This is a genomic window from Sphingomonas kyeonggiensis (genome assembly GCF_030812785.1).
Classification (GTDB): Bacteria; Pseudomonadota; Alphaproteobacteria; order Sphingomonadales; family Sphingomonadaceae; genus Sphingomonas; species Sphingomonas kyeonggiensis_B.
The window spans coordinates 1322860-1337531 of the sequence record NZ_JAUSTJ010000002.1; the positions used below are offsets into that span (position 1 = coordinate 1322860).

The 14672-nt window shown below is 66.6% G+C and carries 13 protein-coding genes and 1 tRNA gene; 4 read left to right on the forward strand and 10 right to left on the reverse strand.

Features of this window, described 5'->3' with window-relative positions; genetic code table 11:
- Positions 1–174: 174 nt before the first annotated feature.
- A complete protein-coding gene (locus J2W22_RS15895) occupies positions 175–1308 on the forward strand; it encodes an FAD-dependent oxidoreductase (protein WP_307119210.1) in 1134 nt (377 codons plus the stop codon).
- On the opposite strand, the gene J2W22_RS15900 is transcribed toward J2W22_RS15895, so the two are convergent.
- From J2W22_RS15900 to J2W22_RS15925, 6 genes are all read right to left on the reverse strand, one after another.
- Positions 1280–1807, reverse strand: a complete 528-nt coding sequence (locus tag J2W22_RS15900; RefSeq protein WP_307119211.1) for a GNAT family N-acetyltransferase — start codon at positions 1805–1807, stop codon at positions 1280–1282. The genes J2W22_RS15895 and J2W22_RS15900 overlap by 29 nt on opposite strands.
- The gene (locus tag J2W22_RS15905; protein ID WP_307119212.1) at positions 1804–2346 is read right to left on the reverse strand and encodes a GNAT family N-acetyltransferase; all 543 of its coding nucleotides are present in this window, start codon (positions 2344–2346) and stop codon (positions 1804–1806) included. The genes J2W22_RS15900 and J2W22_RS15905 overlap by 4 nt, the downstream gene beginning before the upstream one ends.
- Positions 2343–2879 carry a GNAT family N-acetyltransferase gene (locus J2W22_RS15910; protein WP_307119213.1) on the reverse strand — a complete coding sequence of 179 codons (537 nt, stop codon included), beginning with the start codon at positions 2877–2879 and terminating at the stop codon, positions 2343–2345. Before J2W22_RS15910 ends, J2W22_RS15905 begins: the two co-directional genes overlap by 4 nt.
- Before the next feature lie 43 nt (positions 2880–2922).
- Positions 2923–3906 carry a porphobilinogen synthase gene (gene hemB, locus J2W22_RS15915; RefSeq protein WP_307119214.1) on the reverse strand — a complete coding sequence of 328 codons (984 nt, stop codon included), beginning with the start codon at positions 3904–3906 and terminating at the stop codon, positions 2923–2925.
- A gap of 18 nt (positions 3907–3924) precedes the next feature.
- A complete protein-coding gene (locus tag J2W22_RS15920) occupies positions 3925–5367 on the reverse strand; it encodes an MATE family efflux transporter (protein ID WP_307119215.1) in 1443 nt (480 codons plus the stop codon).
- 155 nt (positions 5368–5522) lie between these two features.
- Entirely contained in the window at positions 5523–8402 is a 2880-nt protein-coding gene (locus J2W22_RS15925; RefSeq protein ID WP_307119216.1) for a valine--tRNA ligase, read from the reverse strand.
- A 110-nt stretch (positions 8403–8512) separates the two neighbouring features.
- Here J2W22_RS15925 and J2W22_RS15930 point away from each other — a divergent pair, with 110 nt between their 5' ends.
- Positions 8513–8935: an MAPEG family protein gene (locus J2W22_RS15930; RefSeq protein ID WP_307119600.1), complete on the forward strand. Its 423-nt coding sequence runs from the start codon at positions 8513–8515 to the stop codon at positions 8933–8935.
- A 47-nt stretch (positions 8936–8982) separates the two neighbouring features.
- On the opposite strand, the gene J2W22_RS15935 is transcribed toward J2W22_RS15930, so the two are convergent.
- The 4 genes from J2W22_RS15935 to J2W22_RS15950 form a co-directional block, all read right to left on the reverse strand.
- On the reverse strand, positions 8983–11028 hold the full coding sequence (locus J2W22_RS15935; protein WP_307119217.1) for an alpha/beta hydrolase family protein: 2046 nt from the start codon (positions 11026–11028) through the stop codon (positions 8983–8985).
- A 159-nt stretch (positions 11029–11187) separates the two neighbouring features.
- Entirely contained in the window at positions 11188–11706 is a 519-nt protein-coding gene (locus J2W22_RS15940) for a DUF2497 domain-containing protein (RefSeq protein WP_307119218.1), read from the reverse strand.
- A gap of 36 nt (positions 11707–11742) precedes the next feature.
- Positions 11743–13347 (reverse strand): TolC family outer membrane protein, encoded by a 1605-nt coding sequence (locus J2W22_RS15945; protein WP_307119219.1) that lies wholly within the window; start codon positions 13345–13347, stop codon positions 11743–11745.
- Between the two features lie 15 nt (positions 13348–13362).
- Complete coding sequence (locus J2W22_RS15950; protein ID WP_307119220.1) at positions 13363–14046, reverse strand: protein-L-isoaspartate O-methyltransferase family protein; 684 nt, start codon at positions 14044–14046, stop codon at positions 13363–13365.
- A gap of 165 nt (positions 14047–14211) precedes the next feature.
- Here J2W22_RS15950 and J2W22_RS15955 point away from each other — a divergent pair.
- Together J2W22_RS15955 and J2W22_RS15960 are read left to right on the forward strand one after the other, a co-directional pair.
- Positions 14212–14285 (forward strand) — tRNA-Cys (locus tag J2W22_RS15955).
- 168 nt (positions 14286–14453) lie between these two features.
- On the forward strand, positions 14454–14669 hold the full coding sequence (locus J2W22_RS15960) for a hypothetical protein (protein ID WP_307119221.1): 216 nt from the start codon (positions 14454–14456) through the stop codon (positions 14667–14669).
- Positions 14670–14672: the final 3 nt, after the last annotated feature.

Consider the following 14672-nt stretch of genomic DNA (forward strand, 5'->3'; position numbering starts at 1 on the left):
ATCGCGCCGTCGCGAAAAACGACGGCCTGCCCGCCTTGGTGCCCGCAGGTTGCCGAATACACGCCAGCCATGCCCGCATGGCTCGGCCAGCGTCTCCAGAAGCAGCCACCCGGCAGATCGCCGGGTCACCCGTGACCTGCACGCACGTGCCGGTCGCGGCAACAGGAGCGCGAAATGCGAAATCCGATCACCATCATCGGCGCCGGTCTTGGCGGCCTCACCCTTGCCCGCATCCTCCACCTGCACGGCATCCCTGCGATCGTCTACGAGGCGGAGCCCTCTCCCGATGCGCGCGCCCAGGGCGGCCTGCTCGACATCCACGAACATAGCGGCCAGCGCGCGCTGCGGGATGCCGGCCTGTTCGATGCCTTCCGTCGGCTGATCCGGCCGAGCGAGGATGCGAAGGGCATCGTCGACAGCCATGGCACTATCCTGCTCGACCAGCCCGGCTCGGGCGAGCGCCCCGAAGTCGACCGCGGCGACTTGCGCCGGCTGCTACTCGATTCGCTGCCACCCGAAAGCATCCGCTGGGGTGCCAAGCTCGTCTCGGCATCGCCCATGGGCGACGGGCGGCACGAGATCGCCTTTACCGACGGTTCGCGTCTCACGAGCGACCTGCTCATCGGCGCCGATGGGGCATGGTCGAAGGTGCGTCCGCTGCTCTCGGATGCCCTGCCCGGCTATACCGGCACCTGCTTCGTCGAGACGCATCTGCGGGACGGCAACGGCCGCCATCTGGCCAGTGCCGAGGCGATCGGCAGCGGCACGCTGATGGCGGTGGCGCCTGGCAAGGGCATATTGGCGCCTCGCAACGCGGATGGCAGCCTGCACGTCTATACCGCGCTGAACCGGCCCGAGAGCTGGATCGCCGCGATCGACTTCAGCGACACCCAGGCCGGCCTGGCGCGGATCGCCGCCGAATTCGAGGGATGGGCGCCGCAGCTGACCGCGCTGATCGCCGAGAGCGACACCCCACCCCTGCTCCGGCCGATCCATGCCTTGCCGCTGGAGCATCGCTGGCAGCGGGTGCCGGGCGTCACGCTGCTCGGCGATGCGGCACATCTGATGTCGCCCTTTGCCGGCGAAGGCGCCAATCTCGCGATGCTGGACGGTGCGGAGCTGGCGCGCGCGATCCTCGCCTATCCCGGCGATACAGAAGCGGCACTGGCCGCCTATGAGCGCGAGTTGTTCCCGCGCAGCGCCAGGGTCGCCCGGGAGAGCGCGGAGAACCTGGCCCGCTTCTTCGGTGACGAGGCGCCGCGGAGTGTGGTCGCGCTGTTCAGGCCGGGCGTGCGATCCGATAGGTGATGTGCGGGTTGAGCCCCTCGGGCGCATTGGGATGGATGAAGTCCTGCTCGGGCACGCGGACCATGCCAAGCCGCTCCATCAGGCCCCAGCTGCGGCTGTTCTCGATCACCGTCATCGCCGCGACCGTCGGCGCGCCGAGATGGCTCCAGGCCCAGTCGAGGCTGGCCTGGGCCGCCTCGCGCGCATAGCCCTTGCCCCAATAGGCCGGAGCGAAGCGCCAGCCGATCTCGACCTCGCCGAACAGTGGCGTGCCCTCCGGGCCGGGCTTGAGCCCGCAAAAGCCGAGGAACGCGCCGTCCTCCTTGCGCTCTACCGCCCAGAAGCAGTGGCCGTGCGCATCGAGGATCGTGTTCTGCCGCTCCATCGCCGCGTCGGCCGCCTCGGGGCTGAGCGGCGGGCCGAGGAACTCCATCACCGCCGGATCCTGGCCCATGGCGTGCCAGGCCGGGCGGTCGCCGTCCTGCCAGCGGCGGAGGATCAGGCGGGGGGTCTCGATCATTGCGGGCGCTCCAGCGTGTAGACGATCATTGCTCCTACGGGATCGTCGTCCGCATGGCCAAGGAGGCGGAAGTCCAGGTCGGGGCGACGGATCATGCCCAACCGCGCCATCAGGCCCCAGCTGCGACGGTTCTCGATGGTGGTCCAGGCACCGATTGCGGGAGCGTCGAGATTGGCCCAACCCCAGGCGATGCTCGCCTCGGCTGCCTCGCGGGCATAGCCCTTGCCCCAATGCGCCTCGGAGATGCGCCAGCCGATCTCGGGCATGTTGGAGATCGGCAGGTCGTCGCCATAGTTGCTGGCGAGGCGGATGCCGCAGCTGCCGATAAGTTCGCCGGTATCACGCAGCTCGGTCGCCCAATAGGTGCAGCCGTGCGTCGCCTGATCGTTCAGACGCTTCTCGAACATAGCATCGATGCCGGCGGCGTTCTTGAGCCCGCCCAGCCGGGCCATCATCGCCGGCGTATTGACCAGAGCCTCGAAGGGGGGACGGTCCTCCGACACCCACTGGCGCAGGCGAAGGCGCGCCGTCTCGATCATGCCGGGCGGTCGATCGTGTAGACGATCATCGCGCCGAAGGGATCGCCCTCGGCATAGTCCGGATGGCGGAAGTCCAGATCCTCGCGGCGGACCATGCCGAGCCGCTTCATCAACCCCCAGCTGGGCTTGTTGCCGATCACCGTCCAGGCGGCGATGCGCGGGCGGTCGGTATTGGCCCAGCCCCAGGCCATGCTCGCCTGCGCCGCCTCGCGGGCGATGCCCTGGCCCCAGAATTTCTCGCCGATCCGCCAGCCGATCTCCAGCTCCTCGGGCACCGGAGTGTTCGGATGGCCGCCGATGCGCAGGCCGCAGACGCCGGCCATCTCGCCGGTCTCGCGGATCTCCACGACCCACATGCAATGGCCGTTGCGCGCCTGCTGGTCGATCATCCGGTCGACGATCGCGTCGTGCTTGGCCTGGGGCACCGGGCCGCCGAAATGCTCCATCATCGCCGGAGTGTTGGCGAGGGCGTGGAAGACGGGCTTGTCCTCCTCGCGCCAGGGGCGGAGGTGCAGGCGTTCGGTGGTGATCATGTCTTCCCCTCTCCGGCCTCTCCCTTGAATGGGAGAGTGATGACTATCCCAGCAGTTTCGCGGCCAGCGGCGCGTGATAGGTCAGCACGCCCGAGCAGCCGGCGCGGCGGAAGGCCATCAGCGTCTCAAGCACCAGCGTCTCGCGATCGCCGGCGCCCACCGCTGCAGCAGCCTCGATCATCGCGTATTCGCCGCTCACCTGATAGGCGAAGACCGGCACCTGGAACTCGCTCTTCACCCGAAGGATGATGTCGAGATAGGGCAGGCCCGGCTTGACCATCACGCTGTCCGCGCCCTCGGCGATGTCGAGCGCGACCTCTCGAAGGGCTTCCTCGGCATTGGCCGGATCCATCTGATAGGTCTTCTTGTCGCCCTTGAGCAGACCGCGGCTGCCGACCGCGTCGCGGAACGGGCCGTAGAAGCCCGAGGCGTATTTGGCGGCATAGGCCATGATCTGGACGTTGACGTGGCCGTTCGCCTCCAGCGCGCCGCGGATCGCGCCGACGCGGCCGTCCATCATGTCCGACGGGGCGACGATGTCCGATCCTGCCTCGGCCTGGAGCAAAGCCTGGTCGACCAGCACCGCGCTGGTCTCGTCGTTGAGGACATAGCCCTGCGCATCGACGATGCCGTCATGGCCGTGCGCGGTGTAGGGATCGAGCGCGACGTCGGTGAGGACGCCGATATCGGGTACCGCGTCCTTGATCGCCTTGATAGCGCGGCACATCAGATTGTCGGGGTTGAGCGCTTCGCGCCCGTCCTCGGTGCGCAGTTCGCGCGGGGTGTTGGGGAAGAGTGCCAGGCACGGGATGCCGAGGTCGCGGGCCTCTCGCGCGCGCGCGACGATGCCCTTCAGGCCCCAGCGCGAGACGCCGGGGAGTGCTGCGATTGGATCCTCTTCCTCGCCCTCGGTGACGAAGAGCGGCCAGATCAGGTTGGCGGGGGTGAGGACGGTCTCGGCGTGCATCCGGCGGCTCCACTCGGAAGCACGGGTGCGGCGGAGGCGGAGCGCGGGATAGTGACTCATGTGCGCGCTGATGCGCCCTCAGCAATTGGGTTGCAAGCGTCCCGCGGGCTCGGTGGTGGCCAAGGTTTCCTCCTCGACGGTGGCCGGCTCGGGCGGCACTTCAAGGACCTGCGCGCGCCAGCGGCCATGGCGATAATAGAGCGCGGCGAACAGCAGCGAGAAGGCCGAGCCGATCGGGAAGGACAGCCATAGCGCGTCGCTGCCGAACCAGCGCTGGCCGAAGAACGCGAAGCCGAAGCGGATCGGGAAGAGCGTGAACGCGAGGATGACGAGCGGCGGCACGGTGGCGCCATTGGCGCGCACGGTGGAGAACAGCACCATGGTCGCGCCGAACATCACGAAGGTCCAGCTGGCGAGCAGCTGGATGTGACGGGCGATCGGGATCGCCGGGCTGTCGGCGCCGACGAACAGCGCCATCACCGGGCGATCGAACAGGATGATCGCGCCGATCACGACCAGGGTGATGGCGGTGTTGAAGACCAGGCCGGAGCGGGTAATCGCGCCTACCCGCTCCCATTTCCCGGCGCCGATATTCTGCGCGGCCATGCTGGAGACAGCGACGCCGATCGCCATCGCGGGCATCTGGATATAGGTCCAGAGCTGCTGCGAGACGGCATAGGCCGCGGCGGTGTCGACGCCCAGGCGGTTGACCAGCCCGATCATGGTGAGGCCGGCAGTGGACATAACCAGCATCTGCGCGCCCATCGGCAGACCCTTGGCGACGATGGTGCGGACCAGCGCGCCCTCGGGGACCAGATAGCGCAGCTCGGCGCCGCGCAGGCGGATCGGCAGATCGCGCAGATAGACATAGAGCAGCAGGCCGAGCGACGAGACGATGCCCGCGATCAGCGTGGCGGTGGCCGATCCGGCGATCCCCATGCGCGGAAACGGGCCCACGCCTTCGATCAGCAGCGGATTGAGGCCGGCATCGATGGTGACGCTCAGCACCATGAACCAGAGCGGGGTGATCGAATCGCCGGTGCCGCGCAGGCTCATCTGGATCAGCACGCCGAGCATGCTGAACGGCAAGCCGAGGAAGATGACGCGGAGATAGGCAAGTGCCATGCCCTGCGCCTCGCCGGGCGTCGCGAGCAGGCGGAGGATTTGCGGGGCGAACAGCCAGCCCAGGATCGCGATCAGCACCGCGCCGCCCATCACCAGCCCGATCGCCGAGCCGAAGGCGCGCCGCGCCGCCTCGACGTCGCGCCGGCCCATCGACTGGCCGATCAGGATGGTCGCGGCCATGCCGAAGCCGAACACCGCCGAGAACATCAGGAACATGATGATGTTGGCGTTCGAGGTCGCCGCCAGCGCCTGCTCGCCCAGGAAACGCCCGACCCAGATCGAGTTGATCGAGCCGTTCAGCGACTGGAGGATGTTCGAGCCGAGCGTGGGCAGCGCGAACAGCAGGAGCGTCCTGCCGATCGGGCCCTGAGTGAGGTCGTGGCGCGGTGCTGGCATGCGGGCTAGACCCCTCCCCCTTAGGGTTTGTTCCTCACACTTACGTCATCCCCGCGAAAGCGGGGACCCATCTCCGGGAGAAGCCAAAGGTACAACAGCGGTTGTACGGCGCTGCTCGTGCAGGAGATGGGCCCCCGCTTTCGCGGGGGTGACGGTTATCCCAGCCGCGCCAGTGCCGCACTCAGCCGCTCGGCCTCGGCGGCCTTTTCGGCATGGTCGGCACGGGCCTTCTCGACGGCCTCGGGCTTGGCCTTTTCGACGAAGCTCGGGTTGTTCAGGCGGCCGGCAAGGCCGTCGCGCTCCTTCTCGGCCGCGGCGATCGCCTTGGCGAGGCGGGTCTTCTCGGCCTCGAGGTCAACAACGCCGGAGAGCGGAGCGTAGGCTGTCATTCCCTCCACGCTGATTGCCATCGATCCCGATGCGAGATCATCTCGGATGGCTTGTTCATCGACAGAGTTCACGAGATAGGTTGGTTTGACCTTTGCCAGGCGCTCAATCACCGCTGCATTGCGTGCGAGACGACCGCGAACCTCCAGACCGAGGGTCGCGTCTTCCACATAAAGAATTAGCAGGGTCCCTGGCGGAATATTCAGCTCGGTGCGCGCGGCACGGATCTCGCTGACCAGCCGGATCAGCCAGTCGATCTCCTGCGCGGCCGAAGGATCGAGCGCGCGGGCATCAGCCATCGGCCATTTGGCGACGATCAGCTCATAGTCGCGCGGGCCCATCTTCGACCACAACTCTTCGGTGATGAAGGGCATGAAGGGATGGAGCATGACCAGGATCTGGTCGAGCACCCAGCCGGCAACGGCCCGGGTCTCCTTGGCACCCTCGGCTCCCTCGCCCTGCAGCACAGGCTTGATCAGCTCGAGATACCAGTCGCAGAAACGGCTCCAGGTGAACTGGTAGATCGTGTTCGCCGCCTCGTCGAAGCGCAGATCGGCCAGCGCAAGGTCGAGCGCTTGCACGGTCGCAACCGTTTCGGCGATGATCCAGCGGTTGACCGCGAGCGTCGCCTCGGGTGCCTCGATCGTCGTCGAGGCCGAGATGCCGTTCGACTGAGCGAAGCGCGCGGCGTTCCACAGCTTGGTCGCGAAGTTGCGATAGCCCTCGATCCGGCGCTCATCCATCTTGATGTCGCGGCCCTGACTTTCCATCGCCGCCATGAAGAAGCGCAGTGCATCGGCGCCGTAACTGTCGATCAGCCCGAGCGGATTGACGACATTGCCCTTGGACTTGGACATCTTCTGCCCATCCGCCGCGCGGACCAAGCCGTGGAGGTACAAAGTCTTGAAGGGCACCGCCTTCATGAACTGCAGGCCCTGCATCATCATGCGGGCATCCCAGAAGAACAGGATGTCGAAGCCCGAGATCAGCACGTCGTTCGGATAGCGCCCGCCGAGCGTGAGATCGGGGTTCTCCGGCCAGCCCATCGTCGCGAAGGGCCAGAGGGCGGAGGAGAACCAGGTATCGAGGACGTCACTGTCCTGCCAAAGGCCGAAATCACCCGCATTGGTGATCTCCCACGCATCCTCTTCTGATGAGCCCACGCGAACATTCAGCCCAACCGGGCTCTCGAAGCCGGCTTGGGCGTAATATGCCCTCGCAAGCGTGATTGCCTGCTCCTCAGTTTCCGCCACGAAGACTGCGGGGACATCGGCTCGATTGAAAGCGCCCTTCAATGAAGGCTGGTTGATCGATACACTAGTTTCATCATCGGACACCTTCGGCCCGAACCAGGCCGGAATCCGATGCCCCCACCAGAGCTGGCGCGAGACACACCAGGGCTGGATGTTCTCCATCCAGTTGAAATAGGTCTTTTCCCAGCTCTTCGGGACGATCTTGGTCGCGCCCGAGCGGACTGCCTCGATCGCCGGCTTGGCGAGCGTCGCGGCGTCGACATACCATTGATCGGTCAGCCAGGGCTCGATCACGTCGCCCGAGCGGTCGCCGAACGGGGTCGCGATCGTGCGCGGCTCGGCGTCATGCTCCTCGCCGTCCTTGTCGACATGCGGGATCAGGAAGCCTTCTTCCTTCAGCCGCGCGACGACGAGCTTGCGCGCCTCGAACCGGTCGATGCCGAGCAGGTCTTCGGGGATAAGACCATCCGAGGTCTGGGTGATGCGGGCCTTGGCGTCGAGCATGTTGAGCATGTCGCGCGCCTCGATCCCGGCGCGGCGGCCGACCTCGAAGTCGTTGAAGTCATGCCCCGGCGTGATCTTCACCGCGCCCGAGCCGAGCTCGGGATCGGCATGCTCGTCGGTGACGATCGGGATCAGGCGGCCGGTGATCGGCAGCTTGACCATCTTGCCGACCAGCGCGGTGTAGCGCGCATCCTCGGCGTTCACCGCCACCGCCATGTCGGCGAGCATCGTCTCGGGCCGCGTGGTCGCGACCTCGATGAAGCCCGAGCCGTCGGCGAGCGGGTATTTCAGGTGCCAGAAGCTGCCCTTGACCTCCCTGGTCTCGACCTCGAGGTCGCTGATCGCGGTGCCGAGGCCCGGATCCCAGTTCACCAGCCGCTTGTCGCGGTAGAGCAGGCCCTGCTTGTGCAGTTCGACGAAGACCTTGAGGACGGCCTTGGAGAAGCCTTCGTCCATGGTGAAGCGCTCATCGGACCAGTCCATGGAGCAGCCGAGGCGGCGGAGCTGCTGTGTGATCTCGCCGCCGCTCTCTTCCTTCCACTCCCAGACCTTGGCGACGAACTCCTCGCGCGTGAAGTCGGTGCGCTTCTGCTGCTTGAGGTTCATCTGGCGCTCGACGACCATTTGGGTCGCGATGCCGGCATGGTCGGTACCGACCACCCAGCGCGCGTCCTTGCCTTTCAGCCGCGCGTGGCGGACCAGGATGTCCTGCAGCGTGTTGTCGAGCGCATGGCCGATATGCAGGCTGCCCGTCACGTTGGGCGGCGGGTTGACCAGCGTCCAGGGATCGGCGCCGTCGCGCTCGGGACGGAACAGGCCGTTTGCCTCCCAATGCTGATACCAGCGGGATTCGAGTTCGGCGGGGTCGAAGGTCTTGGGGAGTTCGCTCATGATCGAGCGGCTTTAGCGGCGAGCCGGGCTCCGGGTCGATACAAAACTCGCAGATAATGCGGGTTGTTGATACAAATGCGTAACGACCACGCCGAGGGAGAGAGGCGATGATGCGTCTGGAAATGACCGTGCTGCTTTGGGGCTGCCTGTTGGCGCTGGTGCACATCTTCGGCGCCGCGCAGGTGAAGACACGGCAATATGGGCCGAAATGGAATATGGGCGCCCGCGACGAGGATCTGCCGCCGCCCAACCCGATCGTCGGTCGCTGGGTTCGTGCCCAGGCCAATTTCTTCGAGACCTTCCCGCTGGCGATCGTGGCGGTGGTCGCGCTGAGCGTCACCGGCACCCAGACCTTCTGGACCCAGCTCGGCGCGCTGCTCTGGCTGGGCGGGCGGATCGTCTATCTGCCGCTTTATGCCGCTGGCGTGCCGGTGGTGCGGACCATCGTGTTCCTGATCAGCCTGGCCGGCATCCTGATGATGCTGTGGCCGTCACTGGCGCTGGGCGTGGGCGCCAACACCCTGTTCGGCTGAGCCGTTCGGCCGTCACCCTGCCCTTCGCGGGGTGACGGCCAGGAGTGTTACTTCGCCGGCGGCGCGTACTGGTTCAGCCAGCCGAGCACCGTGCCATACCACTGCATCGAGTTCTTCGGCTTGAGCACCCAGTGGTTCTCGTCCGGGAAGACCAGCAGCTTGGACGGGATGTCCTTGCGCTGCAGCGCGGTGAACGCCGCCAGCCCTTGCGTGTAGGGAATGCGGAAGTCCTTCTCGCTGGTGATCACCAGCTGCGGAGTCTTCCACTTGTCGACATGGTTGACCGGGTTCCACTTCTCGAACGCGGCGGGGTCCTCGAAATAGGCCTTGCCGCCATGTTCCCACTCGTCGAACCACAGCTCCTCGGTCTCATAGGCCATGGCGCGGGCGTCGAACACGCCGTCATGCTGGACGATGCACTTGAACCGGTCCGGCCACAGCCCTTCGATCCAGTTCATCATGTAGCCGCCATAGGAGGCGCCGAGCGCGCAGGCATTGTCGGCGTCGAGATACGCGAACTTGGTCGTCGCCGCGGCTAAGCCCTTTTGCAGGTCCTCCAGCGGCCAGCCGCCCCAATTGTTGCGGATCGCATCGGTGAAGGCCTGGCCGTACCCGGTCGAGCCGTGGAAATCGACCGCGACCACCGCATAGCCGGCGCCGGCGAACACCGCCGGGTTCCAGCGATAGGACCAGCTATTGTTGCTCGAACCCTGCGGGCCGCCATGGACGATGAAGGCGATCGGCGCCTTCTTGCCCTCGGCGAGGCTGGCCGGCTTCACCGAATAGCCCCAGACCGTGTCGCTGTTCGCGCCCGTGAAGCTGAACCGCTCGACCTTGGGCAGGTCGATGCCGGCGAGCTTCTCGGCGTTGACCGCGGTGAGTTGGGTGCTGACCTTACCCTTGAGCTGGTAGAAGTCGTCGGGCGCGGTGAGGCTGTTCATCGAATAGACGATGCCCGCCTTGGTCGGCACCACGGAGGTGACGTTGCCGAGCTGGGTCAGGCGGGTGACCTTGCCGGTCTTGGGATCGACCGACCATATCGGGTTCTCCTGCGTGTCCTCGGCGGTGACGTAGATCGTCTTCGAGTCGGGCGACCAGGCAATCGAGCCGACCGAACGGTCCCAGGCCTGGGTCAGCGCCTTCACTTCGCCGGTGGCGAGGTTGCGCAGTTGGAGGACCTGACGATCGGCCTCATAGGTGGCGCGGGCCATCGAGAAATAGGCGAGCCACTTGCCGTCGGGCGAGACGGTGGGGAGATTGTCCATCCCCTCGTTCGCCTTGGTCAGGTTGACCGGCGCGGCGCTGCCGTCCGCCGGCGCCGCGAAAATGTCGAGATTGGTCGACTTGGACTCGATCCGGCCGGCTTCGCGCAGCGCGAAATAGACGGTCTTGCTGTCCGCGCTCCACGACAGCTCCTCGCCGCCGCCGAACGGCTTGGAGGGGGTGTCGCCGATCAGCGTGCCGACGATCGGGGTGCCGTTGCCGGTGGCACCGTTCGCGCCGAAGGGCAGCACGAACAGCTGCGATCGATCGCCGTTGCTCCACGTATCCCAGTGGCGAACGAACAGCTGCTCATAGGTGCGGCCGGAGCCGGCATTCGGGTCCTTCTTGATCATCGGCAGCTCGAGGCTGGGCGCGCCGGGCTTGCGATCGGCCCAGACGAGCAGTTTCGAGCCGTCCGGCGAGACCTTGAAGCCGCTGAACCCGCCCGGGATATGGGTGAGCTGGGTCGGCGTGCCGCCGGTGACCGCGACGCCCCACACGGCATCGTCGCCGCCCTTGTCCGACTGGAACCAGACGGTCTTGCCGTCAGCAGAGAATTGCGGGCTGGTCTCGTTGACGTCGGCTTCTGCCACGAGCTTCTCGGGCTTGGCGCCCTTCACCGTCAGGTCGAGCCGCCACAGGTCGTAGCGGCCGCGATTGGCGGCGAGATCGGTCTCGCGCTGCTGCCAGACGAGCCAGTGGCCGTCGGGCGACACCGCCGGCGCACCGACGCGCGACAGGGTGGCGACGTCCTGGATGGTTAGGTCACGCGCCAGCGCGGGCGCAGCGGCGGAAGCGAGCGCGACGCCCGCGAGCAGGATGTGCTTCATGGGGCCGGACGATAGCCGGAAGGTTGCGGGCGTTACAATCGGTCGCGCGCAACAAAATATCGTCATCCCGGCGAAAGCCGGGATCTCAGGCGATGGCGGGAAAAGAGCCTCACGAGATCCCGGCTTTCGCCGGGATGACGGATATGCGGTGGGCTTGGCTTACTGCCGCCCGGTGATCCGCGAGATTTCCTTCGCGACCATGTCTTCCACCAGACGCGGCAGGTTGGCGTCGAGCCAGTCGCGCAGCATCGGCTTGAGCATCTCGCGGACCATGCCCTCGAGCGTGTCCGATCCGGTGACCTCGGGCTTCACCACCATGCGCGAGAGCGCCTCAAGCGGCCCGCGGGTCGCCTGGACGGCGCTTTCCGAGACGATGGGTTCGGCCGGTGCTTCGGCTGCGGGCGAGGCAGCAGCGGCGCGCGCCGGCTTGGCGGGCGCCTCGGGCTGCGAGGGGGAACCCATCGACATCGGCGTCGGCGTCTCCACTCTGTCTTCGTCGACCGGCTGGCTCAGCTCGAGAATCTCGTCGACCGTGGCGGGCTTGTCCGCCACGGTGGTCGCAGACCGTCCGCCGCGGCGCGCACGCGTCGCGATGGCAGCATCGCCCTCCTCGGCGATGATGCGCTTGATGGAGGAGAGGATCTCCTCCATCGACGGCTCGCTACTGATGTCCCCCATCAACCGGCTACTCCAAAAAGCCCCGGAGGCGGGTAATCACGGCTTTTTACGGTTAATGTCAACCGGTCGCGTGGTGTCATTGCGCTGAAGCACCGGATCGAGCGAGGTGGCGGTGACGTCGGGCGTCTGCACCGGCGTCTGGTTGGTACGGGTTCCCACCGCCTGCGGCTCGGGATCGTCGTTGCGATCCGACCAGCGATTCTTCACGCGCTTGTAGTTGATCTCGGGGTCGTAGAGCGGCCCGCCGTCAAGGTTAAGGTCGCGCGCCTCGGCCCGGCCCATCGCCGCCAGCAGCTGGAAGCCGGCGACATAGGCGTCGCGTTCCGCCGTGACATAATTGACCTGGCTGTTGAGCAGCTCCTGCTCCGCATTCAGGATGTCGAGGATGGTGCGGGTGCCGACGCTGTTTTCCGCGCGGACACCTTCGAGGCTGAGCTTGTTGGCATCGACTGCGACGCGGGTCGATTCGATCACCCGTAGCGAGGACTGGTAATTGGCATAGGCCGAGCGGACCTGGGCGATCACCCCGCGCTCGGTGAGCGTGACGGTCTCCAGCGCCGCGGCACGGCGTGCCTGGGCCTGGCGGACCTGTGCTGCCGGACGGCCGCCCTGGAAAACGGGCAGCGTGACCTGAGCGCCGACCGTGTTGGCGATGCCGTTTGCATTGATCCCGCCCAGCGTGTGGGCCTGGTCGCTCAGCGAGCCCAGATAGTTATAGTAGCTGGTGCCGGCGGTGAGGGCCACCTGCGGCGAGCGCGTCGCCTGGGCGGCCTTGATGTCGAACGCGGTGGCGTCGCGCTGCTTCTGCGCGGCCTCGAGATCGGGGTTGCTGGCGATCGCCGCCTGCTCCGCGTCCTGCACGTCGCCCGGCAGGTTGGGCAGCGCTGGCGGCTGGGCGAGCACGCCCGGCGGAGTACCGATGATGCGGATATAGTTTTCGCGCGAGCCGATCAGACCGGCCTCTGCGGTGCGGAGCTGGCTCTGGGCGAGCGCGAGACGCGCTTCCGACTGGGCGACGTCGGTGCGGGTCAGATCGCCGACCTCGAACCGGTCGCGAGTCGCCTGCAGGTTGACCTCGAGCACGTGGACGTTCTGCTGGTTCAGGCGGACGATCGCCTCAAAGCGCAGCACGTCGACATAGGAAGTCACCGCGTCGGTGAAGAGCTGGGCCTCGGAGCCGCGCAGGCTCGCCTGGCCGGCATCGACGCGAGTCTCCGCCGCACGCACCGAATTGCGCACCGCGCCGCCCGAATAGACCGGCACCGACAGGTTGAGGCCAAGCCGGCCCTGGCGGGTCGGCCCCGCAAGCGGGCCCGACTGCGCGTCGCTGTCATAGATGCTGTCGCTTAGCGAACCGGTGCCGTTCACCCCGGGACGGCCCGCCGCACGGGCGATCGGCACATTCTCGTCATTGGCGCGCTGGGTGGCGCGGTCCGACTGGAGACCCGGATTGGTGTTGTAGGCCTGAACCAGTGCGTCGCGCAGCGTCGTCGTCGGTTGTGCGGCTTCGGCCGGCGCGGCGGTGCCGACTTCGACGCGCACCGGCGTGTCGGTGCCCGACCGCGTCGTCGTGGTCTGCGCAGCGGCAGGCACGGCGATCGCGATGAAGCTGGCGCCCAGGAACAGAGAGGAAATTCGCATGAGCCTCTTTCAGAATCAGAATTGAAAGGTTCGTAGGCGCTCGAAACCAGGAAGAATTGCACATTCGATATCGGCGAAATCGGCGAGGCCGAAGCCGCCTTCGGTACGGCGGCCCGACGCAAGGCGCGTCACGCCGCGATCGACGATGCCGGTCACCACGCGCCCTTCGGGCTTGAGCTGATCGAGCAACGTGGTGGGAAGCTCCTCGACCGCACCGTCGACGACGATCAGGTCATAGGGGCCTTCCGGGGCATGGCCGGCGGCGAGCGGCCCTTCGACCGGCTCGACATTGGCATAGGGGGCGAGCGTGGTACGGGAGAGCGCGGCGAGCGTAGGCTCCTCCTCGAGCGCGACCACTGCATTGGCGAGGCCGGCGAGCAGCGCCGCGGCATAGCCGCCGGCGGCACCGATCAGCAGCACCTTGTCGGTGGGGCGGACATCGGCGGCCGTCAGCAGCCGGCCCGTGGCGAGCGGCAGATTGTGGCTGCGGCCACCGGCAAGCGGCAGCAGCGTGTCGCGATAGGCGATCGCGCGGTGCGCCTCGGGAAGGAAGTCCTCGCGCGGCACGCGGGCCATCGCTTCCACCACGCGCGTGTCGTTCACGGCGTTGGTGCGCAGCTGGCTGGCGACCATCGCATGGCGCATCGTTTCGAAGCGGTTCGCCTCGGCAGGCGCGGAATCTACCGTAAGAGCCATCATTACCCCGGCTATCTGGCACAACCGTGTTAGTTGCGCAATACACTGTTTATGTAGGGCGGCTTGTATCCCCTTCGCAACGCTTCGCCAAGCAAGGTGCGCAGCTATTTTTGCACTGCAATGTTGACATGGCGGCAAGCACCTGCGCATTGCCGCCGCTCGCTCCGAGGCCCGATGGCGGAGTGGTGACGCAGAGGACTGCAAATCCTTGCACGCCGGTTCGATTCCGGCTCGGGCCTCCACTTTTTTCGCGTCACATTTCACACCAGGATGGACGCTTTGGCGCGGCCAGTGTGTCTTTCGCGCCACTTATCCACAGTTTTGCACGGTCCGTCGGCAGCGTTTCGAGCCGAGTGCGGAACAAATCGCGATTCGCTGCCGTTCCATCCCCGAGTATCGGGAGACGAAGCATGTACGATTTCGGCATCCGAAATGTCCTTACCGGCTATCGCGTCGCGTATCGTTCGCAGGAGCGGAATTATTGCCCCGGCTGCGGCGGTTCGCACTGGATGATCGGCCGGCTGACTGCAGAATGCGCCTATTGCGCGACCGCGCTGCCGCTGCTGGCGGGTGGCAGCACCGGCAACGGGTTGATCCGGCGCAGCGAGACTGCCCTCGCCGCCTGAACC

Bases quoted from the DNA above. Each gene is read 5' to 3' on its own strand.
- hemB (WP_307119214.1), bottom strand. From the start codon at position 3,906: ATGAGTCACTATCCCGCGCTCCGCCTCCGCCGCACCCGTGCTTCCGAG.
- J2W22_RS15905 (WP_307119212.1), bottom strand. From the start codon at position 2,346: ATGATCGAGACGGCGCGCCTTCGCCTGCGCCAGTGGGTGTCGGAGGAC.
- J2W22_RS15935 (WP_307119217.1), bottom strand. From the start codon at position 11,028: ATGAAGCACATCCTGCTCGCGGGCGTCGCGCTCGCTTCCGCCGCTGCG.
- J2W22_RS15950 (WP_307119220.1), bottom strand. From the start codon at position 14,046: ATGATGGCTCTTACGGTAGATTCCGCGCCTGCCGAGGCGAACCGCTTC.
- J2W22_RS15960 (WP_307119221.1), top strand. From the start codon at position 14,454: ATGTACGATTTCGGCATCCGAAATGTCCTTACCGGCTATCGCGTCGCG.
- J2W22_RS15945 (WP_307119219.1), bottom strand. From the start codon at position 13,347: ATGCGAATTTCCTCTCTGTTCCTGGGCGCCAGCTTCATCGCGATCGCC.
- J2W22_RS15910 (WP_307119213.1), bottom strand. From the start codon at position 2,879: ATGATCACCACCGAACGCCTGCACCTCCGCCCCTGGCGCGAGGAGGAC.
- J2W22_RS15920 (WP_307119215.1), bottom strand. From the start codon at position 5,367: ATGCCAGCACCGCGCCACGACCTCACTCAGGGCCCGATCGGCAGGACG.
- J2W22_RS15940 (WP_307119218.1), bottom strand. From the start codon at position 11,706: ATGGGGGACATCAGTAGCGAGCCGTCGATGGAGGAGATCCTCTCCTCC.
- J2W22_RS15895 (WP_307119210.1), top strand. From the start codon at position 175: ATGCGAAATCCGATCACCATCATCGGCGCCGGTCTTGGCGGCCTCACC.
- J2W22_RS15925 (WP_307119216.1), bottom strand. From the start codon at position 8,402: ATGAGCGAACTCCCCAAGACCTTCGACCCCGCCGAACTCGAATCCCGC.
- J2W22_RS15930 (WP_307119600.1), top strand. From the start codon at position 8,513: ATGCGTCTGGAAATGACCGTGCTGCTTTGGGGCTGCCTGTTGGCGCTG.
- J2W22_RS15900 (WP_307119211.1), bottom strand. From the start codon at position 1,807: ATGATCGAGACCCCCCGCCTGATCCTCCGCCGCTGGCAGGACGGCGAC.